The sequence below is a fragment of the Rhodococcus opacus genome (assembly GCF_012396235.1).
Taxonomy (GTDB): domain Bacteria; phylum Actinomycetota; class Actinomycetes; order Mycobacteriales; family Mycobacteriaceae; genus Rhodococcus_F; species Rhodococcus_F opacus.
In genome coordinates this window covers 1-22296 of record NZ_JAAXPA010000029.1, presented here as the reverse complement: position 1 = coordinate 22296, position 22296 = coordinate 1, and the positions used below count along the sequence as shown (strand labels likewise).

Sequence of the window (22296 nt, the reverse complement as noted above, 5' to 3'; positions counted from 1 at the left end):
GGATGTGTCGCTGCCGTTGAATGACCTCGTGCCCAGCGTCGCGGGGCCGGGGCGGACGTTACCGACGTGCAATGGGCGCGGTTGGTGCCGCTGCTGCCTCTGGGTAGGAAGGCGGGCCGTTCGCCGAAGTGGACGAAACGGCAGCTCATCGACGGGATCCGGTGGCGGATTCGGGCGGGTACGACGTGGCGGGATGTGCCGGCCCGGTACGAGCCGTGGCACGGCGTACGGGTTGTTCCGGTGTTGGCGGCGGACGGGGGTGTGGGTGCGGCGCTGAAGTGTCGCTGCGACGCAGGAACAGCGACGTTGCGCGGGAGGATGCCGCCGTCGGGTCCTGCTCCTGTCGACGTTCCGGTCGTCGGCGTCTGTGCCGACGACCGGTGGTCTGAGGTCCGGTTGCATTCAGGCGTGCGACAACGGCGGGAGACCGGGCACGCCGCCGGGTGAGAGTGCACGAAAGACGCGCTCTGGTGTCATCGGCAACTCGGTGAGCTGGGCACCGACCGCGTCGGCGATGGCCTGCGCAATCGCCGGGGCGATGGGGAGCATGCCGCCCTCCCCCATGCCTTTGGCGCCGAAGGGGCCCGCGCCGTGTCCCTGCTCCTGGGTGATCGAGACGAACCGCTCGGGGAGGTCCTCCGCGAGTGGGACGCGGTACAGCAGGGCCTCGGCGTTGAGAAGTTCACCGTTCTCGTAGCGCATTTCCTCGAACAGAGCCTGCGCGAGTCCCAGAACGGCGGCGCCTTCATCCTGACCGCGGCAGCCGATCTTGTTGATCACCTTGCCCGCGTCACCACTGACCACGAGCTGCAGGACCGTAACCCTGCCGGTCTCCGGGTCGACTTCGACCTCGGCTGCCGCCCACCCGATCTCGTAGAAGACACACCGGGCGGCCAAGGGTGCATCGGCATCACTGCGCACCTTGTAATAGCCGTCGGCCGAGAACTCGAACCCGGTGTGTCCGAAGAACTCCATGATTTGCGGGAGAAGCGGATATACCTCGCCTGTGGGGGTGCGCACCGTCCAGTCGTCGAGCACTGCGGTGGCCGAGTCGATGGCGAACTGTTCACCGGCCCACTCGAGCACTTGTCTACGCAGGTTCTCCGCCGCGTTCCGGACGGCCTGTCCCATCACCACCACGCCGGACGAGGCGTTGGTGCCCTGATCGAAGGGGGTGTGGTCGGTGTCGATGCGCGTGTACACGACGCGGTCGCGGCTGGTGCGCAGGACGTCGGCGACGATCTGGGACAACGCGGAGTGCCCGCCCTGGCCCATCTCGGTGAGCGCGCAATTGAGGAAGACGTCGCCGTTGGCGGTCACCTTGACCCGCGCCATCGCGGGCTTGTTGCCGCCGCCACTGTCCTTGAGCCCGACGCATACCCCCATGCCGCGGTTTCCGCTGCGATCCCTGGAGTGGTAGCCGATAGCGTCCGCGACCAGACGCATTCCCTCGGCGAGGTCGGAGTCGATCCCCGCATCCCCGGGGACGAATTCTTCGCCGAGCTTTTTGAGGTTTTTCAGCCGCAGTGCGTAGGGATCGATGCCGAGTCGCTGCGCGATGAGGTCGATCTGACGTTCACCGGCCCACGTGGTCTGCGTGGCACCGAAGCCGCGCATGGCGCCGGCGGGCACCGTGTTCGTGGTAACCGCCTTGCAGACGGTGTCGATGTGCTGCCAGCGATACGCGCCCGGCATCCGATAGCCGGCCTTCTCCGCCACCGCCGGACTGTGTTCGGCGTAGGCCCCGCTGTCGAGGAGCACCGTCGATTTGCGGGCGACAAAGGTGCCGTCCGCCTTGACGCCGGCCTTGACGATCAGCTTCGCCGCGTGCTGCGACACGGTGAGGAAGCCCTCTTCCGTGCTCATGCAGAACCGCACCGGCCGGCCGCCGCTGAGCTGGGACAGGCGGATGGCGACCGGGTCGGCCTTCGGGCCGTTCTTCGCGCCGAACGCTCCGCCGAGCAGGGCGACGTGCACCCGGATCCGGTTTTCGGGGAGGTTGAATACGTGCCCGAGTTCCTGGCGGAGGTTGAACGGGCTCTGCGTCGCCGTCCAGACCTCGATCTGTTCATCGGTTGCCTCCGCGACCGTGACGAACGGTTCGAGATGCATATGGTTCATCCGGGAGAAGAGGAAGGTGTCCTCGAAGATGTGGTCGCACTCCTCCCACACGTCCGGTGATCCAGTGCTGTAACGGAATTCGTAGCTGACATTGTGGTCGATGCGCAGCGACGCCGACGCGCCGTTCCGGTAAGGGGGCAGACCACCGCGCGGCTCGAGCGGATGGATTGTCGGCGACGACGGATCGAGGGCCTCGTCGACGTCGAATACCGCGGGCAGAATCTCGTATTCGACCTGAATGAGGTCCAGTGCCGCCAGTGCCGTGCGCTCATCTACCGCAGCGACGGCGGCGACGATGTCGCCGACATAGCGGACGGCGTCCGTCGCGACGACCGGCTGGTCCTTGACCATGGTGCCGTAACACCCCAGGCCGTCGGTTTCGTTGCGGGTCAGCACCGCGGTGACGCCGTCCAGTGCCCCGGCGGCGCTCGCGTCGATGGACACGATACGAGCGTGCGCGTGCGGACTCCGCAGCACCTTCGCGTGCAGCATGCCCGGTCGCACGATGTCAGTGTTGTAGACCGCTTTGCCGGTCACCTTGACCGCGGCGTCCGCGCGCGGCAGATCGCGTCCGGTGACCCGCTTGTCCGGAGAGACGGTCGGCAGCGAATACACGGTGTACCCACCGCCCGCGGCGTCGGAATCAACGTTGTGAGTGAAGGATTCGGGTGTCGCGGTCACGCGGATTCCCCGTTCGTCTCACCGGTCAGTTCGGCAGCGCGCTCGACCGATTCGAGGATCATCTCGTATCCGGTACAGCGACAGGTGTTGGAACTGATCCATTCCCGGATGGTGCCGCGATCGGGTTGTGGGTCCTGACGCAGCAGCCCGGTGGTGAGCATCAACATCCCGGACGTGCAGAAGCCGCACTGGAAACCCCCGCACTCGGAGAATGCACGTTGCTGCGGGGACAGCGTGCCGTCGGGCGCGGCCAACCCTTCCACTGTCTCGACCGAGGCGCCGTCGATGCTGAACGCGAAGGTCGAACAGGAGGCGACGGGCAGATCGTCCACGAGCACGGTGCACGCTCCACAGACCCCACGCTCACAGGAACCGCGAACGCCGTTGCAGCCGTGGTTGTTGCGCAGGACGTCGAGCAGGATGGCGTTGGCGGCGACGCGCACGGTCTGCTTGACGCCGTTCAGGGCGAACTCGATGCAGGTGTCGAGTTCTCCATCGGGGGCAGCGGATCGATCGGTCTCGCGATCGGTGTACTCGGTCATCTCGTTGTCTTTCCCTTCAGCTGAGCACATGCCGCGGTGAGCAGGCGGCGCGTCAACACACGCACCAGGTGCCGGCGGTACTCCGCCGAGCCGGTGTAATCGGCACAGTCGTCCGGTAGCTGCTGGGCAAGCTGCGCACTCACCTCGAGCGGATCGAGTTCGCGGGCGCCGGTATCGGCCGTCAGTGCGAATCCGTGGCGGTACTCCGATCCCGATTGCGCGCGCACCTGCAGGGTGCCGTCGGGGTTGCGACGCACCGCGAGGGCCACTGTCGCCGTCGGACGCATCGAACGCTCATATCCGAACCAGACGAGGTCGTCCGTTCGTACGGTGATGTCGGTCAACAGACCTCGCTGATCGGTTCCGCTGTCCGCCCACAACGACGCGACCGGGCGGGAGAGCGCGCCGGCGTCGAAGACCAGGTCCGCGCCGAGCGCCCCGAGAAGCAGCGGCATCTCGTAGCGGTACCGCCGCGCCATCAGGTTTCCGCCGACGGTCGCGGTGTAGCGGATCCGAACGGTCGCGATCGACGCCCATGCCGCCGCGAGGTTCGGGATCGCGGTGCCGACGATGTCGTCCGTCGCACCCATGTGGTGGGTCACCATCGGGCCGATATGAAGAACACCGGCCTCGTGGCTGGTGATGCGGAGCGCATCGACCTTCTGCAGCGACACCAACGTGTTCGGGGCGCAGCCCTCACGGATCTGGGCGACCAGATCCGAGCAGCCAGCGGCGAAAACAGCGTCCGGATGTTCGGACACGATCGCCAGGGCGTCCTCGATGGTGGTGGGGCGATGGAGCCGGAAAGGGGCCATCGCGAGTTGGCTCTGTGCCACCAACCCGGCCCCCAGGGCCTGGGTGCGCATCAGCGGGCTCCCCGCACGAGTGTGCAGCTCGGTCTCCCATAGCCGGTATGCATGTGGTGATTCACCCCTTGTAGGGCGCGCCGTTCGACGGCCGCGGAGACGACGTCGAGTGCGGCGCGGACGGCTACCGAACCGAGTCCGGTGTAGACGAACTTACGCCGATTCCGGCCCCGAAGATGCTCACGAACCACGATCTGATCCTCACTGCCAACGCAGTCGTAGGCGGCTGGGTCGGGGAGGAACAGCACGGCAGCCAAGGAGCCACGCGCGCCGAGCCTGCCGTCTGCTGGGTTCTGCTCGGGGGTCGCAACGCCGCGAAAGGGTAGGGCGGTCACTGTGCCGCCGCCCTCCGCAGCCACCGTGGGAAGGCCGCTCTTGTGCATGTGCCTCGTTCCATTCGAAAGGACAACGAATGCCGGTCCAAGAAGACTCAGCGCAAAGTATCTTTGCTATAAGATAGTTCTACGTTCCTGGCGCCCTGAGGTCAATAGCTCGGCCACGGTCGCCGGACCGATTGCGTCGATGCCCACGGAGCCGAGGCGCAACACCCACCGAAGAGTTCAGGTCGCAGTCGTAGCTGCATCGAAACACCGCCACCGACGCGTAGCTGCACCACCCCAAGAACGCCCTGCGACCACGTCAAGCGACCCGGGAGGCCCCACGATCGCCCATATTGGATTCGAGCTCTATGCAGACGCTGCGCCGAGCGACTTGGCGACATTCTCCGATGCGGCAGCCTGTAAGGAGGCCTCGAGGACGGACAGAAGATCGGCGAGCTGCTCGCGCTGACCACCCTCGAGGCCACCCTGCATCCGCGCCAGCTCCGCGAAGTGCGCATCCGAGACAGCGTCGACAAGTTTCCGGCCCGCGTCGGTGAGCGTCACATACACCACGCGGGAGTCGATGTCATCGCGCTCGCGCAGTACCAGGCCGGCATCCTCGAGCCGGTTCACCCGCATCGTCAGGCCACCCGTGGTGATCAAGGTCTGCTTCGCCAGTTCCCCGGCAGTGCGGCGGAACGTTGGTTCCGCACGCCGAAGGCAGGCGAGAACGTCGAACCCCGCCTCGTTCGTCCCGAACCGTTCGAACAGCTCATTGATCTGAGCCCGGTACAGCAGAAAACTCCGATGCAGCCGTCCGAAAATCTCCAAAGCCGACACGTCCAGCTCGGGACGCGTCCGAGCCCACTGCCGGATGATCTCACCGACCCCATCCACCCGATCCGATTCGGCCACTTCACACTCCAGATTCGATACGGGCACGGTGCCGCGAATCAGTCTCGCCTACCGGCGACCGGCTCACCGACAATTTCAGGACTTATCTTTGCGCAAAACTATTGTACGATCCTCGCCACCACCGCGACGGCTCCCCAGCCCCGGTCGCCGGAACCGTGACGCGAACAGAATTGCGAGGCACTCGTGAACACCGTCCTTCGCGACATCCACACCGAATGGGAAGCACACCGCGCTGTCGCTGTCGCCACCGTCATCGCCACTCACGGGTCATCCCCGCGAGACCCCGGCGCCATGCTCGCAGTCCATCAGGACGGAACCGTGGTCGGCAGCATCTCGGGCGGCTGCGTCGAAGGCGCCCTTTACGAGACCGCCCTCGACGTCCTCACCACCGGCCACCCCCGAATCGAGCACTACGGCCCCACCGGCGACATCCTCGAACCCGGACTGACCTGCGGCGGGTCGCTGACCGTGCTCGTGGAACGCGTAGACCGCGAGACCATGCCGCAACTCGCCGACCTCATGGAAGGGACACTGCGCGACGAAACCGTCATCCTCGAGACGGTCCTCACCGGACCGGAAGCAGGTACCCACCGCATCGCAAACGAACTCGACGCCCCCACCGGCCTGACCCCCTCCGGAACGCTGATACGCCGCTTCCAGTCCCGGCCACGGATGGTGATCGTGGGTTCGACCGGCTTCGCCGCGGAAACCGGGATAGTCGGTACCCGAATGGGCTACCGGGTCACCATTTGCGATGCCCGCCCCGTGTTCACGACATCGCAACGATTTCCCGATGTCGACGAGGTCGTGTGCGAATGGCCGTCGGACTGGATCATAAGTGAGCGCAACAAAGGCCGATTCGATTCCCGCACAGTCATTGTCGTTCTCACCCACGACCCCAAAATCGACATTCCCGTCCTCCTCGAATGCCTCGACAAAACCAAATGGGCACAACCCCTCGCTTACATCGGCGCCATGGGGTCACTCACCGCCGACACCAACCGACGGCAAGCACTCACCGCAGGCGGCCTCCGCCCCGAACACCTCACCGCACTGTCGAGCCCAATCGGCCTCGACATCGGCAACCGCGGACCAGCCGAGACCGCCATCTCCATCGCCGCCGAAATCATCGCCAGACGGTCCGCGCCAATGTGCTCATACAAAGATGACCCCCATCCCGGTAACCCGCGGATCTCCAGCGCCGACCAGGACCAAAACCACCAGATCGATGCGCTGTTCCGCGCCGGGGTGATCGCCAGCCTCCACTCCTACGCGCGCGCGGCCACCGGCCACGATCTGAGCGGCTAGGCCGAGTACGGGAAACTGGGAGTAACAGATAGGTTGGATGCGCGTCGCCAGGCCCGGCCGCCGAGCACCGACAAGGAGCCTCCCATCAAGATCCTGCAGAACGTCTCGAGCGAGATCCGCGAGTGGGAACACGCCGTCACGACGGTGATGCTCCGAATACGACAGATCGGGGTGCTGATCGACCGTCTGGGGCCCGCGCTCGACGACCTGTCCGAACTGCTCGACGCGGCCAAGCAGATCGCGGAGACCGCGGAGGGGCTCGCCGTCAGCGCGAAGGGCATCGACCGGAGCGCCGAGATCATTGCCCGTGACGCCGAGAAGATCGCGCAGGCGCTGCCCGCGGTCGAGCGGCTGGGGAGACTCGCAGACCGCCTACCCGGTGGGGGTAGACGGTCTGCTGCCGGGCGGTGACGAGCGGATGTAGCCCCGTCAGGCGGTGTTACCTAGCGAGGTCGTGGACATCCGTGCCGACGAGGCGCAGTTCGGTGGGTTGCGCATCCGGGTCGTCGGCGATCCCCGAAATCGGCATCATCGCGAGGGCCTGGTCGAATGCGTCGACGAGCCATTCCCCGGTCACCGTCACGAGCCGGGTGTCCTCGGCGGCGGGCTGCTTCTGAAAGAAACTCACGACCCAGGGGTTCTGCGCGTCCGGATCGGAACTGAGATCCCCGGGTGCATTGGTGGCGAGCAGGTGAATACCGCGCTCGAAATCGACCCGGACGGCGTATCCGGTGCCGGTGTTGACGACGGTGGCCGGGCGGTGCGCGGCCAGGGCCAGCGTCATCAGGGCATCGGCGTAACGAGTGGTGTGCTCCAGGGTGAGTGGCATGAACGATCACCTTTCAACTTCTGTGAGCGTCGCCGCGGCAGAGCAGGCCCGGAGTTCAGTGGTCCGAAAATGCAGTTCCTCCGACAGGTCACGAGAAGATAGAAGTAAAACTGTTCGTCGGGAGCTTCGGCTGTGAGAGCGTCGTGCGGAATGGTGCTCTCACTGTCGGCCACCTTCGAGGTGGGCGTCCTGGCACAGCGTGCACAGTTGGTACGCCCGATTGGAACACGGACACGCCGGGCGGCCCGTGAACTCGGTAGCTGTGTACTCAACTACGACTAACCGTACGGTGCCGGACCCGGATACGCGACGCGGGGGCGTCCGTCGGATAGCGCTGTGGCCCATGACCTGGCGTCATGGGCCACAGCGTGTCGGCCTGGGGACAGCTCAGTGCTGCAACACCGGGTAGTCGGTGTAGCCCTTCGCGCCCTCCGAGTAGAAGGTCTGGGGGTCCGGGGTGTTGAGCGGCAGGTCTTCCTGCCAGCGCCGCACGAGATCCGGATTGGCGATCGCGGGACGCCCGACGACGACGGCATCGCCGTGGCCGTCGTCGAGGATTGCCAGCGCTTCGTCGCGGGTGGTGATCGCCCCGAAACCGCTGTTGATCAGCACCGGGCCGCCGAAGCGCGTCCGCAGGTCCTGCGCCAGGGGCCCGGACGGGTCCTTGTGCAGAATGCTCAGGTAGGCGGGCTTCAGCGGAGCGATGGCGTCGACCAGCGCGCCGTAGGTGGCTTGAACGTCGTCGGCGTCCAGTTCCAGGGCGTCCTGGATGTTGTGTTCGGGCGAGATGCGGATACCCACCCGGCCGGCGCCGATGGCGTCTGCCACGGCCTCGAACACCTCGACGACGAAGCGTGCCCGGTTCGCGGGTGAGCCGCCGTACGCGTCCTCACGCAGGTTGGATGCCGGGGAGAGGAATTCGTGCAGCAGGTAGCCGTTCGCGGCGTGGATTTCGACGCCGTCCATCCCGGCTGCCACCGCCTTCCGCGATGCCTGGACGAACTCCTCGATGACGGCGGAGAGTTCCTCGGTACCCAGCGCGCGGGGCACCGGGTACGGCTCCTTCCCCTCGTAGGTGCGGGTCTCGCCGTCGATGGCGACGGCGCTCGGACCGACGACCTCGTGACCGCCGGTGGTTCCCTCGTGGGTCACACGGCCGGCGTGCATGACCTGCGCGACGATCCGTCCACCGGCCGCATGCACGGCGTCGGCGACGTTCTTCCAGCCCGCAACCTGCTCGGGTGTCACCAGCCCGGGCTGGCCGGGGAAGCCCTGGCCGGCGTGGCTGGGGTAGGTGCCTTCACTGACGATCAGACCGAGAGAGGCCCGCTGTCGGTAGTGCTCGACCACCAGCGGTCCGGGCACGCCGTCACGCCCGGAGCGGACGCGGGTCAGGGGTGCCATCACGACCCGGTTGGGCAGTTCGAGTTCGCCGAGTGTCAAGGGGGAGAAGAGATTCACAAATATCGGTCTTTCCGTAGGTCGTGTTCGGCAGCGCCGTTCTCGGTGCCGCCGCGCAGTATCGGGATCCACTAGGGGAACGGGCACACGGGCCGGGCTATTCCGACTCGAGACGGCCGTCACCGCGAGGGCACCGTCCCCGAGCCAGGGACTCGAGCTCGCCTACAGGCTGTGGTCGCACTCGAGGAGGGCGTCGAGCCAGAGCAACGCTTCGACGAGGGCTTGCATGCGCGTGAGTGCGGTGTCGGCAGGCACGGGCGGCGGGGGATCGGATCCCGCCCGGTGCCTGCTCTGCAGGTGTCTCACGACGGCGGTGAACAGCCACTCGGCGGGCGCGGGCAACTCCTCGTTCAGCGCGGCTGTGTCGTGCACGACGGGTACGACGCCGATGAAGCTGTCGACGGCATCGTTGACGCTCGAGGCCGGATCCGCGATGAGGTCGGCGATGGTGGTGACGATCCACGACACGACCGCGGTGAACGCCGACCGGTCGCTGCCGTGGTCGCACGCGATCTGGGAGATCTCGGGTGCGAGCGCCTGGAAGTCGCGGTCGCCGACCAAGGTCAGGAGGCGACCGCCCAGTTCCGCGCCGTCGGCGCGTTGAGGCCCATCGATCATGGCTGTCCCACGGCAGGTATTCGGCGCCGTGAGGGTTATGGATGGGCCGGTGATCCGACCCCGCCCGGGCGGCTCAGACCTCTGCTGCGACGGGAGGCTTGACCCCGACGACCGGGCACTGCGCCTCGAGGAGCACGCGCTGGGCGACGGAGCCCATGAGGAGTTTGCCGACGGGGGAGCGTCGTCGCATGCCGAGGACGAGGAGTTCGGCGGCGGAGTCGTAGGACGCGTCGATGAGGTTGTCGGCGTGGGAGCGGTCGGGTTCGTTCCGCGCGATGCGGTAGTCGACGCCGGCTGCGTCCGCTTCGTCCCTTGCGGAGTGCAGTTCGGCCCCGAAGCCGGGATTCGAGGCGCTGTCGCCGTCGGCGATCACCACGAGATCGGTTGCGCGCATGCGGGCTTCGGCGAATCCGAAGGTCAGGGCGCCACGACCTTCGACTGTCGGGACGTAGCTGAGAATGACGCTCATCGTGACCTCGGCTCGAGTACGGGGGTGGTGAGGGTGCCCTGGGCGAGGTATTCGTCGAGGTTCTGCAGGGTGAGAGCCTCCATCGCGGCCCGGGTCTCGGTCGTGCCGCTCGCGACGTGGGGGAGGAGAACGACGGTGTCGAGCGCGAGGAGTGCTTCGGGAACGTGCGGTTCCCGGGCGAATACGTCCAGTCCGGCACCGGCGAGCTTGCGATCGGTGAGCAGTTCGACGAGCGCGTCCTCGTCGACGACACTTCCGCGTGCCACGTTGATCAGGTAGCCGTCGGGTCCGAGGGCTTCGAGAACCTCTCGGTCCACGAGCTTTTCGGTGCCTTTACCGCCCGCTGCGGCGACGATCAGCACATCGACCCCGGCGGCGAGTGCGGCGGCCGAGCCGACGTACGCGAACGGGGAGCCGGGAACCTCGCGTCGATTGTGGTACGAGATCGTGCAGCCGAAGCCGGTGAGGCGGGTGGCGATGGCGGAGCCGATGCGCCCCAGCCCGACGATGCCGACCCGCGTGCCGCTCACCTGCCGGGTGAGGGGGAAGTTGCCCTCGGCGGGCCAGCGGCCGTCACGCACGAAGCGGTCGGCGGCGGAGAAGCCGCGGAGCGTGTCGATCAGCAATCCGACGGCGGTGTCGGCCACGCAGTCGGTGAGGACGTCGGGGGTGTTGCTCACACCGATTCCGAGTTCCTCGGCGAGCACGACATCGGTTGTGTCGTAACCGACTCCGAAGTGCACGATCGCGCCGAGGTTCGGCAGTTCCGTCATCAGCGCGGCGTCGACTCCGGTGCGGCCGGACGTCACGACCGCGGTGACGGACTCGCCGTGCTCGGCGAGGAAGCGGGTGCGGTCGTCGCCGACCGGGAGGTCGAGTGCGTCGTACTTCTCGGTGAGCGTCGCGGTGAGAGACGGCTTCAGCGGCCCGACCTTCAGGACGCGTCCTTCCGAAACAGTCTGTACAGCAGCTTCTTTCACGGACGACTCTGCGGTCACCATCGTGCCTCCTGACGAGTGGTGGCGCGACTCTCCGCGTCACCGGTTACCCGTACGTTAAGCGGCGCTCGGAATACCTGTCCAACACGTAAATAACATGGATCGATACTCAAACGGCATTGGTTGGCGGCGCGTTGACGTGCGCAGATGCTGAAACTCCCTGTATGCGCCGGTCAGGGGCGTGCGGGGGTGATCGCAGTCTCCTTCAATCGTGCCTGTGACGGCACTCACGAGCCACTTTGCGCCGTTTCCCCCTGTTGACGCTGCGTCCGCGCCGCTCATAGCGTGTGTCTACCGTCACAGGCGGGCCCTCTTCACTCGCGTCGAGTACGCGACACATCCCTACGGAGGACACCATGAGCCCTGCACGTTCGCTGCAGCAGGGAACCCGTTACCGCGCCGTCGTCGTGGCCACCGCCGCACTGACGGTGCCGGCTCTGGTCACAGGTTGCTCGGTGGCCAATTCGAGCCACAGCGACGCCGCCAGCCCCGACACGTTGCGGATCGTGCTCCCGCAGGAGCCGCCCACGCTCGAACCCTGCGACGCGTCACTCACCTCTACCGGAGTCGTCGTCCGCTCCAACATCACCGAGCCCCTGGTGGAACGCAACGCCGATACCGGCGATCTCGAACCGAAGCTCGCCGACTCGTGGGAGCAGACGTCGGACACGGTCTGGACGTTCCGGATCCGTCCGGGCGTCACGTTCAGCGACGGCAGCGTCTTCGACGCCGAGGACGCCGCCTTCTCGATCGATCGCACCGTCAACTCGACCATCGGCTGCGACGTCGACGGGTACGTCTTCGGTGACGACGAACTCGTGGTGAACGCGATCGACCCGTCGACCGTGACGGTGCAGACCCCCGCCGCCGACCCGATCCTTCCGCTGCGGATCTCGTTCGTGGAGATGGTGCCGTCCACCACCGACGCCCAGGACAAGGTGCGCGATCCCATCGGCACCGGCCCCTACGAGATCGACTACTGGGATCACGGGCAGCGACTCGCGCTGGCCCGCAACGACACGTACTGGGGCCCGGCGCCCGAGTACACGCGGGCGATCTACCAGTGGCGGACCGAGGGCAGCGTCCGGGCCGCGATGGTCACCAACGACGAGGCCGAACTCGCCACGTACCTCGGTCCGGAGGACGGCGCGGGCGACCTCGGCGTGGCCTACCCCAACAACGAGACGACGGCGCTGCGCATGATGGCCACCGAACCGCCGCTCGACGACTACCGCGTCCGCGAGGCCATCGACCTCTCCGTCAACCGGGCAGGGATCGTCAAGGCGCTGTTCCAGGGTCTCGGCGAGCCGGCCGGGCAACTCGTCGGCAGCAGCATCGTCGGGTTCGACCCCGATCTTCAGCCGACCCCCTACGACTCCGATCGCGCCGCGCAACTGGTGGCGGAGGCCAAGGCCGACGGCGTTCCCGTGGACAACCAGATCCGCTTGATCGGGCGCACGGGCCAGTTCCCCAAGATCAACGAGACCATCGAGGTCATCCAGAACTCGCTGAGCAAGGCCGGCCTGAACGTGAAGATCGAGATGATGGACACGGCCGGGCAGATGCAGTACCAGATCCGGCCGTTCCCGCAGGGCACCGGACCGATTCTGCTGATGATCCAGCACGGCAACCAGGCGGGTGACGCGCAGTTCACCGTCGACCAGTACATGCGCAGCGACGGATACCAGAGCTACTTCGGTTCCCCCGGATACGACGCGCAGATCGACGCGGCCGAGCAACTCGTCGGCGACGAACGCCAGGACGCGTTCGCCTCGGTACTGGCCAACGAACCGAAGGAGATCCGGCAGTTCGCGTACATCGCTCACATGAACGCGGTGCTCGCCAAGTCCCCGACGGTGCAGTACGCACCCAACTCCGCGACCGGCGACGAGATGCGCCTGAGCGAGATGACCCACGCGGACACATCCGCGAACGGCTAACCCCTCTTCCCAGCCCCCCGGAGGAACTGAGATGTCCCAACCGAACCCGATCCGAAGGCGGTGAGTCATGTTCGCCTTCCTGCGCCGACGCGTCTACACCAGCCTCGTACCCCTCCTCGTCGTCCTCTTCGGTGTGTTCCTGCTCGCCCGCCTCACCGGCGACCCGACCAACCTCTACCTCCCGGTCTCCGCGACACCGGATCAGCGCGCGGAGTTCGCGGCCGAGAACGGCCTCGACAAGCCGGTGCTGAGCCAGATGGTCGACTACCTGTCCGGGGTCGTCCACCTCGACTTCGGCGAATCGCTGCGCACCGGTGAGTCCGCCGCGACCATGGCGTTGCGGGCGTTCCCGGCCACGCTGCAGCTGGCGTTCTTCACGATGCTGCTCGCGATCATCGGCGCCATCGTGATCGGTTGCTGGGCGGCGTACCGGCCGAATTCGCTCGCCGACCGGATCTCGAGCCTGCTGTCGATGACCGCGGCCAGCATCCCCGACTTCTGGTTCGCCATCACCGGCGTGTGGATCTTCGCGGTGGTGCTGGGGGTGCTGCCCACGTCGGGTACCGGAAGCGCGCTGTCGTGGATCCTGCCGATCGCCACGCTGCTCATCCGCCCGCTCGGCGTGCTCACCCAGGTGGTCCGCGGCGCGATGGTGTCGGCGCTGTCCGCACCATACGTACGTCTTGCTCGGAGCAAGGGCGCAGGAGACCTGCGCGTCGTCACCCATCACGCGCTCCGCAACGCCGCGGCTCCGGCGCTGACGGTGGCCGGCGACCTCACCGTCGGCCTGGTCAACGGCGCCGTCGTCGTCGAGGCGATCTTCGGATGGCCCGGCATCGGCAAGCTGATGATCGACGCGATCCTGCAGCGCGATTTCGCCGTCCTGCAGGCGGCGGTGCTGCTGACCGCGGTCAGCATCTTCGTTCTCAACATCCTGATCGACGCGGGCTACGCACTTCTCGACGCGCGTGTCCGTGAGAAGTCCAAGGTCTAGGAGGCCGCCGAGATGTCCATAGACAACGCACCCCGCCTGGACGGAGCCGGCGACCTCTACCCGGGCCCCGACGAGACGCCTGCCGTCGCGGCCCCCGTCGAGGAGTCCGTTCCGGCACCGAAGCCCTCCCGGAGCAAGGCACCGTTGTGGCGACTGCTCCTGCGTGACCGGATGGCCACGGTCGCGGCGGCGATCCTGGTGTTCGTGTTCCTCGTCGCCGTCTTCGGCCCGTGGCTCGTCGGCGACGCCGCGACGGATCAGAACCTCGACCAGTCCAACCTCGCACCGTTCCACGTGGCGAACGGGTGGATGAACATCCTCGGCACCGACCCGCTCGGACGCAGCATGCTGGCCCGGTTGATCGTCGCGTGCCGGACCACCCTCCTGGTGGCGCTGCCCGCGGTCGCGCTGTCCTGCATCGTCGGGTCCCTCGTCGGCATGTGGGCGGGCTACCACCGCGGCTGGCGGGAGACGACGGCGATGCGCGTCGCCGACGTCATCATGAGCTTCCCGTCGCTGCTGATGGCCGTCGTCGTTCTGTACGTGTTCTCGCCCAGTGCCGCGAACATCGTCCTGGTCCTGGCCATCACCCGCATCCCGATCTATCTCCGCACCGCCCGCGCGGAGTCGGCGGAACTGCAGAGCCGGTTGTTCGTGGACGCCGCGCGCACGTTCGGCGCCCGCAGCGGGGCCGTCATCCGCCGGCACGTGTTCCCCATCCTGCTGCCGACGCTGCTCACCGTCGCCACCCTCGACTTCTGCTACGTGATGCTCGCCGAGTCGTCGCTGAGCTTCCTCGGCATCGGCATCCAGCCGCCGGACATCAGCTGGGGCCTGATGGTGTCCCAGGGCCGGACGTACCTGCAGACGGCCTGGTGGCTGTCGTTCTTCCCCGGTCTCGCCATCGTGATCACCACCGTGTCGGCGACCGTGCTCGCGGCGTGGGCCCGGATCGCCACCGACCCCGCCCAGCGCTGGCGTCTGACCGTCCCGCGGTCACGCCGCTCCCGGCTGTTCCCCACCCGAAAGGTCGTCTCATGAGTGCACCCGCACCGGCTGTCGAATCGCTCGACGTCGCAGACACCGACCGCGTCGCCCTCGAGGTCGCGGATCTGACCGTCGACCTGCGTACCCCCTCGGGCACGGTCCGGGCCGTCGACCACGTGTCGTTCACCGCGCGGCGCGGGGAGACCCTCGCGCTGCTCGGTGAGTCGGGGTGCGGCAAGTCGATGACCGCGCAGGCGCTCGTCGGCCTGCTCGAACCGATTGCCGACATCACCGACGGCTCGGTCCGTCTCGGCGACGTCGACCTGGTGACGGCGAAGGCCAGGACCCGCCGCACCCTCGCCGCCACCGAACTCGCCATCGTGTTCCAGGACGCGCTGACCGCGCTCAACCCGGTGTACACGGTCGGCAAGCAGTTGGCCGAACCGTTCCGCATCCATCGCGGGCTGTCCTCGAAAGAGGCGCGACGGGAAGCGGTCTCGCTGATGGAGAGGGTCGGGATTCCCGAGCCCGAATCGCGCGTCGACTCCTACCCGCACCAGTTCTCCGGCGGCATGCGGCAGCGCCTGCTGATCGCGATGGCCGTCGCACTGAGCCCGACGGTCCTGCTCGCCGACGAACCGACGACGGCGCTCGACGTCACGGTGCAGGCGCAGATCATGTCGCTGCTGCGGGACCTGCGCACCGAGCACGACATGGCTGTCATCCTCATCACCCACGACCTCGCCCTGGTCGCGGAGGAGGCCGATCGCGTCGCGATCATGTACGCGGGCAACGTCGTCGAGACGGGCCCGGTCGCCGAGGTCTTCTCCTCGCCGCAGCACCCGTACACCAAGGGCCTGCTCGATTCGGTCCCCGTGCACGCGGTCCGCGGCGAAGACCTGAAATCCATCGGCGGCACCCCGCCCGACCTGCATTCCATTCCGTCCGGCTGCGTCTACCAGGCGCGCTGCCCGCTGGCCCGCGACCTGTGCCGGACCACCCGACCACCGCTCGCCGACGTCGCCACACCTGGTCGCCGCTCGGCGTGCCATTTCCCCGAGGAGATCTCGCATGTCTGAGTCGATTCTGAAGGTGCGGGGCCTCACCAAGACGTTCAAGGTGCCGGCCAACGCGGCGGGCAAGAATCAGTTGCGCGCGCTCGACGGCATCGACCTCGACCTCGCCCGCGGCGAAACGCTCGGGCTCGTCGGCGAATCGGGTTGTGGCAAGTCCACTCTCGCCCGCACGCTGATGATGCTCGAGCGCCCGGACTCCGGTTCGGTGACGTGGGACGGCGTCGACCCGTTCTCGCTGAAGGGCAAGGACCTGCTCGCGCTGCGCCGCCGGGTGCAGATGGTGTTCCAGGACCCGTACGCGTCGCTGAATTCCCGGATGTCGGCGGCCGACATCATCGCCGAGCCGTGGCGCACCCACAAGACGATGTACAAGACGAGCCGCGACCGGGCGGCACGGGTGCGGGAACTGCTGCACCTGGTGGGTCTGCGGCCGAGCGACGAGCACCGCTACCCGCAGGAGTTCTCCGGCGGACAGCGGCAGCGACTCGGAATCGCCCGCGCCCTGGCGTTGAACCCGAGCGTCGTCATCTGCGACGAACCCGTGTCGGCGCTCGACCTGTCGGTGCAGGCGCAGGTGCTCAACCTGCTGAACGACCTGCAGAAGCAGCTCGGCATCTCGTACGTGTTCATCTCGCACGACCTGTCGGTGGTGCGGCACGTCGCCGACCGCGTCGCCGTGATGTACCTCGGGCGGATCGTGGAGACGGGTGCGACGGACGCCGTCTTCGACCGTCCCGCCCACCCGTACACCGAGGCCCTGATGTCGGCGGCACCGAAGCTGGACGCCGAATCCCGGGGCAAGCGGATCATCCTCGACGGTGAAGTGCCGTCGCCGCTGAACCCGCCGTCGGGCTGCCGGTTCCGCACCCGCTGCGCCCACGCGACCGACATCTGCGCGAGCACCGTGCCGCCCGCCGCGGTCGACGAGCGCGAGAGCGGCCACGTCGCCGAATGCCACCATCCCCGGCGTCCGATGGAACTCGGCGTCCCCGTCGCGGTCGGGTGAGCGGGGCAGAGTTCGCGATCATCGCGTTCGCCGTCTTTCTCGCCTCGTGCATGCAGGCGTCGATCGGATTCGGGATGGGGATGCTCGCGGCACCCGTCGTCGCGCTCGTCGATCCGGGCCTGCTGCCCGGGACGCTGATCATGACGGCGACGGTCGTCACGGTGATGGTGGTGTGGCGGGAACGCGACGCCCTCGATCTGTCGGGCACCGGGTGGGCGCTGGCCGGCCGGGTGCCGGGCACGATCGCGGGCGCGTTGCTGCTGGTGGTGCTGCCGGAACGGGGGTTGTCGCTGCTGCTCGCGGCCGTGGTGCTGTTCGGGGTCGTCTTCGCGACGCTGGGCTGGGCACCGCCGCCGCGACGCCGGAACCTCGCCGTCGCCGGGGCCGCGTCGGGGCTGTTCGGCACGGCCACGTCGATCGGCGGGCCGCCGATGGCACTGGTGATGCAGGGGTCGAAGGGGGCGCAGCTGCGCGGCAACATGAGCGCGTTCTTCCTGGTGGGCTCCACACTGTCGGTCGCCGTTCTCGCCGCGACGGGGTCGGTGCACCGCGAGTCGGCGGTGATGTTCCTGCTGCTGATCCCGGCGACGGTGCTCGGCTACGTGGCGTCGCGGTTCGTGAATCGCCACCTGGACGCGGCGCGCCTGCGCCGGGCGTCGATCACGGTGTCCTGTGTGGGTGCGTTGATGCTGATCGGACAACAACTTCTGTGATGCAGTGTCTGCATCGTTCGATGCTCAACAAGTCTTGGACATGTATCGATCGGGCCACTTAGAGTTTTGGTTGTGAGGCGCCTCACGGGCGGCGCTGCGCTGTGAAGGAAGGTTTTCGGAGATGAGTACAACGAGCACCCCGGTCGTCACCGACATGCGAGTGGTCCCGATCGCGGGACACGACAGCATGCTCCTGAACCTGTCCGGCGCGCATGCCCCGTACTTCACCCGGAACCTGGTGATCCTCACCGATTCCGACGGCAACACCGGTGTCGGCGAGGTGCCCGGTGGGGAACCGATCCGCCGTACCCTCGAAGACGCCCGCGCAATCGTGACGGGGCGCAGCATCGGCGAGTACAACGGCGTTCTCGCCGATCTGCGGCGCACGTTCGCCGACCGGGACGCCGCGGGCCGCGGCAACCAGACGTTCGACCTCCGTGTCGCGATCCATGCCGTCACCGCCGTCGAGTCGGCACTCCTCGACGTGCTCGGGCAGCACCTCGGTGTTCCCGTCGCGGCCCTGCTCGGCGAGGGTCAGCAGCGCGAGAAGGTGCAGGCGCTCGGCTATCTCTTCTTCGTCGGCGACCGCAACAAGACCGACCTCGAGTACCAGTCGGGTGCGGCGGAGTCCGACGACTGGCTGCGCCTGCGGCACGAGGAGGCGCTGACACCGGACGCGGTCGTGCGGCTCGCCGAGGCGGCCCAGGCGCGGTACGGCTTCGCCGACTTCAAGCTCAAGGGCGGCGTCCTGGCGCCCCGCGAGGAGGCGGCGGCCGTGACGGCGCTGGCCGAGCGGTTCCCCGACGCCCGGATCACCCTCGACCCCAACGGCGGTTGGCTGCTGTCGGAGGCGATCGAGACGTGCCGCGGACTGAAAGACGTTCTCGCGTATGCCGAGGACCCCGTCGGCCCCGAGGGCAGCTTCTCCGGTCGCGAGGTGATGAGTGAATTCAAGCGCGCCACCGGACTGCCGACCGCCACCAACATGATCGCCACCGACTGGCGCGAGATGGGGCACACCATCCGCTCCGGCGCCGTCGACATCCCGCTCGCCGACCCGCACTTCTGGACGATGAACGGATCCGTCCGCGTCGCCCAGCTCTGCGACGCGTGGGGCCTCACGTGGGGTTCGCATTCCAACAACCACTTCGACGTGTCGCTCGCGATGTTCACCCACGTCGCCGCCGCGGCTCCGGGCGACATCACCGCCATCGACACCCACTGGATCTGGCAGGACGGTCAGCGGATCACCAAGGACCCGTACGAGATCGAAGACGGCTACCTCACAGTGCCGTCGACGCCCGGCCTCGGTGTCGAACTCGACATGGACCGCGTCGAGGCGGCCCACGAGCTGTACCTGCAGAAGGGTCTCGGCGCGCGCGACGACTCGATCGGCATGCAGTTCCTCGTGCCGAACTGGACGTTCGACAGCAAGCGCCCGGCGTTGGTGCGCGCCTGATGAAGGTCGTCGTCGGCGACCGGAACCTGCTGCCGCATCGTGAGCTGTTCGAGTCGGGCCTGCCGTCGGGTGCGACGGCGTCATGGCATCGGACGTTCGACGAGTCGGCCATCGTCGCCGACCTCGGCGACGCCGACGTGTACGTGGGTGGCCGGTTCACCGCCGCGATGGCGGCCGCAGCGCCGAAGCTGCGCCTGCTGCACGTCGCCGGCGCGGGCACCGACAACGTGGCGTTCGCCGCGCTTCCCACAGACACCCTGGTGGCCAACACCTTCCACCACGAGGACTCGATCGCCGAGTACATCGTGTCCGCGGCACTGATGCTGCGACGCGGATTCCTCCGGCACGATCGCGCCCTCCGCGGCGACGTCTGGGCCACCTCGGTCTACGACGACGCGATCGCGCAGTCCCGGTCGATGCGGGGCGCGCGGGTCGGATTCGTCGGTTTCGGTCACATCGGTCGGCGGTCGTGGAACCTGCTGCGCGCGTTCGGTTCCGAGGGCTGCGCGGTGACCGGCCGGGGCGATCTCGACGCCCCGCGGAAGGCCTCGCATGGGCGGGAGGCAACACGTCGCTGCTCCGGCTCCTGACGGAGTCCGACGTGGTAGTGGTGTCCGCACCGCTGAACGATCACACCCGCTGCATGATCGGCGGCGCGGAACTCGACGCGCTCGGCCCCGACGGCATCCTGATCAACGTCGGGCGCGGCCCCCTCGTCCGGCAACAACCGCTGTACGACGCGCTGGCATCGCACCGGATCGCGGCCGCGGCCATCGACGTCTGGTACTCGTACCCCGATGCCGGCGGTCACGGCGCCCCGAGCGCGCTGCCGTTTCGCGATCTGCCGAACATCCTGATGACCCCGCACTCGTCCGGCGTCACCGACCACACGTTCGTCGGTCGCGTCGGCGACATCACCGACAACATTCGCAGGCTGGACACGGGGCGGACGGTCCTGCGCACCGTCCACCCCGCCTAGCGTCAGTAGTTACCGCAGGTCTCGGCGATCGTCAGCGCCTTCGCGCGCCACTCGACGGCCGGTCCCTCGGTCGGGACGGTGTCCAGCCGGCTCTTCAGCTGCGGGTGCGCGTCGAGGACGGCCTGGCGGTCGGCCGGGGACTTCGAGAAGAAGTCCGCCAGTTGAGCCTTGCGCTCGGGTGCCTGGTCGAGGCGCGCGGCGAGCTGCGGAGTCACGTCGTGCATCGCCGCATCGATCTGCGCGAAGCTGCACGTGGAGTTCACGAGGCGGGAAGAGTCGGAGTCGGCCGGATCCGCGGAGGCGATGCCCGGGATCACGAGGGCGGCGGAGATCGCGCCGACGGCGGCGATACCGAAGTGCAGACGTGCTCGTGAAACGTTCATGACGAGTCCTCCCATGTCGGTTGGTTTGCCGGGGAAACGGTAGGGGCCCGAATTGTGACTTTCCTGAGGACCGTCTGAGAATGGTGCGGCGAACTGGACTCCGGAGATGGTACGCAGCGCGAAGGCTGCACGTCAGCAGCCCACCGATCAACGTTCGGCGTTCGACAGGTTCGTGGAGCAGATCGAACTCCGGGTCAGCCAGGCGCCCTTCCAGCTGTGTGGGGTCATCCACAGCCCGTGGACGAGGTCGAGGGTGTCGGGTGCTGCGGTGTGACTGTTCATGACTGTGATCCTTTTGTCTCGGGTGAGGGGATGCCACGAGGTGTAGGTAGACCGCGAGCACGGCGCCGTCGATCCGCGCGGATGACTTTCTTGCCGCCGACATCGAACGGCACTGTCTGGTCGTCGTCACGTGAATGACGAGGGTGGGGACGTCGACCTTGTCGAGGTCAGCTCGGAAGTCCGTCGCCGAGAACGCGGCGATGCCTTCGTAGGCGTTGTGGTGACCCCCCTGATTTGCCTGCGACCAGAACGAGTCGCGTACACCCTGGGACGGGTGACTGTCAGGTCGGTTGCGCCGAAGAATCGAAGGCTTCGACCGGGATGCCGTCGGGGTTGTCGGCGGTCTGCAGCATGAACGGCGGCACCGCCGAGGCGAGCACGATCTGGGCGACCCGGCCGGTCCCGTGCCGTCCGGCGTATCTACTCACCTCACCACCGCCGGTCGAGAGACCGACCAGCGTGGTGTCGTGAAGGTCGAGGTGCTCGAGTAGCGCCGCGAGGTCGGTCCTGCGCTTCCCAGCTGTCCGCATTGAGCGGCCACCCGTGGCTCAGGACTACGGGCGGCCGGCACCCCGGTCCTTGTAGGGGATCTCGGTGCCGCCGAGAGTGGTGACTGCCGGTATGCCGTACTTCTCGATGAGGACTCCCGTGATGAAGAGTGAGTGGTAATGGGAGCGACGGTCCCACCGTCGAGCTTTCGGACCTGCTAAACCGGCTCAGCGTGCACGCTTCTGGTCTGACGGTGCACGCCCGCACGAATGGCAGATCCGGCGGAGTTCAGCGTGCGAATCCCCGCGACCAGGCGATTTGGAATATCGCGTGCGGTTCGCGTAACTTATTCCAAGTCAGAGCGACACGGACACCGACATTCACCACCTGGTGATGCAACGAGGTTGTACGAAGTGCCTGACCAATCCGAAGTTCACCATCGTGTATGGTTGTGCTTCAACCCCGGAATGTCTTCAGCGGGTGCCGGTTTGCGCCGGTCAGTCCGATGAGATAAGCTGGAAAAGTTGCCCCGGAGCGGCTGGCGAGTGAGTCAGAAGTGATGGTGTGTGCGTGTTCTTTGAGAACTCAACAGTGTGTCGATGAATGTCAGTGCCAAATGTTTTTGGTACTCCGCATCACGGATGATCAACTGGCCCTTGGGGTTTGGTTGTGATGGTGGTGTGGGTATTTGCTGGCTCTTCTCCTTCTTCCGTCGGAGGGGGGTCAGTGTTTGAAATGCTAGTTTGAGTTTTTGATTGCTAGTGATTTGACTCGATGTCTATGACTGATTAGCAGGTTCGCCTGTGAAATCTAGAGTCTTCAACGGAGAGTTTGATCCTGGCTCAGGACGAACGCTGGCG

General features: G+C 67.1%; 23 protein-coding genes and 1 pseudogene. 11 read left to right on the top strand and 13 right to left on the bottom strand.

The window, feature by feature from the left end; genetic code table 11:
* The first annotated feature begins 66 nt into the window (after positions 1–66).
* Positions 67–447 (top strand): transposase, encoded by a 381-nt coding sequence (locus HGB39_RS40345; RefSeq protein WP_198432306.1) that lies wholly within the window; start codon positions 67–69, stop codon positions 445–447.
* On the opposite strand, the gene HGB39_RS29705 is transcribed toward HGB39_RS40345, so the two are convergent.
* From HGB39_RS29705 to HGB39_RS29685, 5 genes are all read right to left on the bottom strand, one after another.
* The gene (locus HGB39_RS29705; protein WP_081276513.1) at positions 403–2802 is read right to left on the bottom strand and encodes a xanthine dehydrogenase family protein molybdopterin-binding subunit; all 2400 of its coding nucleotides are present in this window, start codon (positions 2800–2802) and stop codon (positions 403–405) included. The genes HGB39_RS40345 and HGB39_RS29705 overlap by 45 nt on opposite strands.
* Positions 2799–3344, bottom strand: coding sequence for a (2Fe-2S)-binding protein (locus HGB39_RS29700; RefSeq protein WP_005256507.1), 546 nt, complete (start codon positions 3342–3344; stop codon positions 2799–2801). Before HGB39_RS29700 ends, HGB39_RS29705 begins: the two co-directional genes overlap by 4 nt.
* The gene (locus HGB39_RS29695) at positions 3341–4210 is read right to left on the bottom strand and encodes an FAD binding domain-containing protein (RefSeq protein WP_005256509.1); all 870 of its coding nucleotides are present in this window, start codon (positions 4208–4210) and stop codon (positions 3341–3343) included. Before HGB39_RS29695 ends, HGB39_RS29700 begins: the two co-directional genes overlap by 4 nt.
* Positions 4210–4593, bottom strand: coding sequence for a hypothetical protein (locus HGB39_RS29690; protein WP_005569224.1), 384 nt, complete (start codon positions 4591–4593; stop codon positions 4210–4212). The genes HGB39_RS29695 and HGB39_RS29690 overlap by 1 nt, the downstream gene beginning before the upstream one ends.
* A gap of 303 nt (positions 4594–4896) precedes the next feature.
* Positions 4897–5445, bottom strand: a complete 549-nt coding sequence (locus HGB39_RS29685; RefSeq protein WP_081276514.1) for a MarR family winged helix-turn-helix transcriptional regulator — start codon at positions 5443–5445, stop codon at positions 4897–4899.
* 183 nt (positions 5446–5628) lie between these two features.
* On the opposite strand from HGB39_RS29685, the gene HGB39_RS39995 reads away from it, so the two are divergent.
* Both HGB39_RS39995 and HGB39_RS29675 read left to right on the top strand, forming a co-directional pair.
* Positions 5629–6753: an XdhC family protein gene (locus tag HGB39_RS39995; RefSeq protein WP_064080239.1), complete on the top strand. Its 1125-nt coding sequence runs from the start codon at positions 5629–5631 to the stop codon at positions 6751–6753.
* Between the two features lie 33 nt (positions 6754–6786).
* Positions 6787–7164, top strand: coding sequence for a hypothetical protein (locus HGB39_RS29675; RefSeq protein ID WP_005569226.1), 378 nt, complete (start codon positions 6787–6789; stop codon positions 7162–7164).
* Between the two features lie 28 nt (positions 7165–7192).
* Here the strand turns inward: HGB39_RS29675 and HGB39_RS29670 are convergent, their stop codons facing one another.
* From HGB39_RS29670 to HGB39_RS29650, 5 genes are all read right to left on the bottom strand, one after another.
* Positions 7193–7582: a hypothetical protein gene (locus tag HGB39_RS29670; protein WP_064080240.1), complete on the bottom strand. Its 390-nt coding sequence runs from the start codon at positions 7580–7582 to the stop codon at positions 7193–7195.
* 387 nt (positions 7583–7969) lie between these two features.
* Positions 7970–9043, bottom strand: a complete 1074-nt coding sequence (locus HGB39_RS29665) for an alkene reductase (RefSeq protein ID WP_005569228.1) — start codon at positions 9041–9043, stop codon at positions 7970–7972.
* 162 nt (positions 9044–9205) lie between these two features.
* On the bottom strand, positions 9206–9661 hold the full coding sequence (locus HGB39_RS29660) for a hypothetical protein (protein WP_064080241.1): 456 nt from the start codon (positions 9659–9661) through the stop codon (positions 9206–9208).
* A 73-nt stretch (positions 9662–9734) separates the two neighbouring features.
* Positions 9735–10130 (bottom strand): universal stress protein, encoded by a 396-nt coding sequence (locus HGB39_RS29655; RefSeq protein WP_064080242.1) that lies wholly within the window; start codon positions 10128–10130, stop codon positions 9735–9737.
* Positions 10127–11131 carry a 2-hydroxyacid dehydrogenase gene (locus HGB39_RS29650; protein ID WP_064080243.1) on the bottom strand — a complete coding sequence of 335 codons (1005 nt, stop codon included), beginning with the start codon at positions 11129–11131 and terminating at the stop codon, positions 10127–10129. Before HGB39_RS29650 ends, HGB39_RS29655 begins: the two co-directional genes overlap by 4 nt.
* A 353-nt stretch (positions 11132–11484) precedes the next feature.
* Between HGB39_RS29650 and HGB39_RS29645 the strand changes: the two genes are divergently transcribed.
* The 8 genes and pseudogenes from HGB39_RS29645 (at position 11485) to HGB39_RS29610 (ending at position 20282) form a co-directional block, all read left to right on the top strand.
* Positions 11485–13068, top strand: coding sequence for an ABC transporter substrate-binding protein (locus HGB39_RS29645; RefSeq protein WP_064080244.1), 1584 nt, complete (start codon positions 11485–11487; stop codon positions 13066–13068).
* Positions 13069–13135: 67 nt separating this feature from the next.
* A complete protein-coding gene (locus tag HGB39_RS29640; RefSeq protein ID WP_005237765.1) occupies positions 13136–14062 on the top strand; it encodes an ABC transporter permease in 927 nt (308 codons plus the stop codon).
* 12 nt (positions 14063–14074) lie between these two features.
* Positions 14075–15103: an ABC transporter permease gene (locus HGB39_RS29635; RefSeq protein ID WP_064080936.1), complete on the top strand. Its 1029-nt coding sequence runs from the start codon at positions 14075–14077 to the stop codon at positions 15101–15103.
* Positions 15100–16128, top strand: a complete 1029-nt coding sequence (locus tag HGB39_RS29630; protein WP_064080937.1) for an ABC transporter ATP-binding protein — start codon at positions 15100–15102, stop codon at positions 16126–16128. Before HGB39_RS29635 ends, HGB39_RS29630 begins: the two co-directional genes overlap by 4 nt.
* The gene (locus tag HGB39_RS29625; RefSeq protein ID WP_005569235.1) at positions 16121–17131 is read left to right on the top strand and encodes an ABC transporter ATP-binding protein; all 1011 of its coding nucleotides are present in this window, start codon (positions 16121–16123) and stop codon (positions 17129–17131) included. Before HGB39_RS29630 ends, HGB39_RS29625 begins: the two co-directional genes overlap by 8 nt.
* Positions 17128–17844 carry a sulfite exporter TauE/SafE family protein gene (locus tag HGB39_RS29620; RefSeq protein WP_005569236.1) on the top strand — a complete coding sequence of 239 codons (717 nt, stop codon included), beginning with the start codon at positions 17128–17130 and terminating at the stop codon, positions 17842–17844. The genes HGB39_RS29625 and HGB39_RS29620 overlap by 4 nt, the downstream gene beginning before the upstream one ends.
* 121 nt (positions 17845–17965) lie before the next feature.
* Positions 17966–19303 (top strand): glucarate dehydratase, encoded by a 1338-nt coding sequence (gudD, locus tag HGB39_RS29615; protein WP_005569238.1) that lies wholly within the window; start codon positions 17966–17968, stop codon positions 19301–19303.
* Positions 19303–20282: pseudogene (locus HGB39_RS29610) on the top strand (2-hydroxyacid dehydrogenase). The gene gudD and the pseudogene HGB39_RS29610 overlap by 1 nt, the downstream one beginning before the upstream one ends.
* A 2-nt stretch (positions 20283–20284) precedes the next feature.
* Here the strand turns inward: HGB39_RS29610 and HGB39_RS29605 are convergent.
* The 3 genes from HGB39_RS29605 to HGB39_RS39115 form a co-directional block, all read right to left on the bottom strand.
* Entirely contained in the window at positions 20285–20665 is a 381-nt protein-coding gene (locus HGB39_RS29605) for a hemophore-related protein (RefSeq protein ID WP_005569241.1), read from the bottom strand.
* Positions 20666–20812: 147 nt separating this feature from the next.
* Positions 20813–20947, bottom strand: a complete 135-nt coding sequence (locus HGB39_RS39680) for a hypothetical protein (RefSeq protein ID WP_259465630.1) — start codon at positions 20945–20947, stop codon at positions 20813–20815.
* Between the two features lie 281 nt (positions 20948–21228).
* Complete coding sequence (locus HGB39_RS39115) at positions 21229–21477, bottom strand: alpha/beta fold hydrolase (protein ID WP_005569242.1); 249 nt, start codon at positions 21475–21477, stop codon at positions 21229–21231.
* Between the last annotated feature and the right edge of the window lie 819 nt (positions 21478–22296).

Coding starts and splice junctions, on each gene's coding strand:
- HGB39_RS29650 (WP_064080243.1), bottom strand. CDS start 11,131: ATGGTGACCGCAGAGTCGTCCGTGAAAGAAGCTGCTGTACAGACTGTT.
- HGB39_RS39680 (WP_259465630.1), bottom strand. CDS start 20,947: ATGAACAGTCACACCGCAGCACCCGACACCCTCGACCTCGTCCACGGG.
- HGB39_RS29605 (WP_005569241.1), bottom strand. CDS start 20,665: ATGAACGTTTCACGAGCACGTCTGCACTTCGGTATCGCCGCCGTCGGC.
- HGB39_RS39115 (WP_005569242.1), bottom strand. CDS start 21,477: ATGCGGACAGCTGGGAAGCGCAGGACCGACCTCGCGGCGCTACTCGAG.
- HGB39_RS29630 (WP_064080937.1), top strand. CDS start 15,100: ATGAGTGCACCCGCACCGGCTGTCGAATCGCTCGACGTCGCAGACACC.
- HGB39_RS29695 (WP_005256509.1), bottom strand. CDS start 4,210: ATGCGCACCCAGGCCCTGGGGGCCGGGTTGGTGGCACAGAGCCAACTC.
- HGB39_RS29640 (WP_005237765.1), top strand. CDS start 13,136: ATGTTCGCCTTCCTGCGCCGACGCGTCTACACCAGCCTCGTACCCCTC.
- HGB39_RS29670 (WP_064080240.1), bottom strand. CDS start 7,582: ATGCCACTCACCCTGGAGCACACCACTCGTTACGCCGATGCCCTGATG.
- HGB39_RS29625 (WP_005569235.1), top strand. CDS start 16,121: ATGTCTGAGTCGATTCTGAAGGTGCGGGGCCTCACCAAGACGTTCAAG.
- HGB39_RS29655 (WP_064080242.1), bottom strand. CDS start 10,130: ATGAGCGTCATTCTCAGCTACGTCCCGACAGTCGAAGGTCGTGGCGCC.
- HGB39_RS29645 (WP_064080244.1), top strand. CDS start 11,485: ATGAGCCCTGCACGTTCGCTGCAGCAGGGAACCCGTTACCGCGCCGTC.
- gudD (WP_005569238.1), top strand. CDS start 17,966: ATGAGTACAACGAGCACCCCGGTCGTCACCGACATGCGAGTGGTCCCG.
- HGB39_RS29635 (WP_064080936.1), top strand. CDS start 14,075: ATGTCCATAGACAACGCACCCCGCCTGGACGGAGCCGGCGACCTCTAC.
- HGB39_RS29660 (WP_064080241.1), bottom strand. CDS start 9,661: ATGATCGATGGGCCTCAACGCGCCGACGGCGCGGAACTGGGCGGTCGC.
- HGB39_RS29690 (WP_005569224.1), bottom strand. CDS start 4,593: ATGCACAAGAGCGGCCTTCCCACGGTGGCTGCGGAGGGCGGCGGCACA.
- HGB39_RS29700 (WP_005256507.1), bottom strand. CDS start 3,344: ATGACCGAGTACACCGATCGCGAGACCGATCGATCCGCTGCCCCCGAT.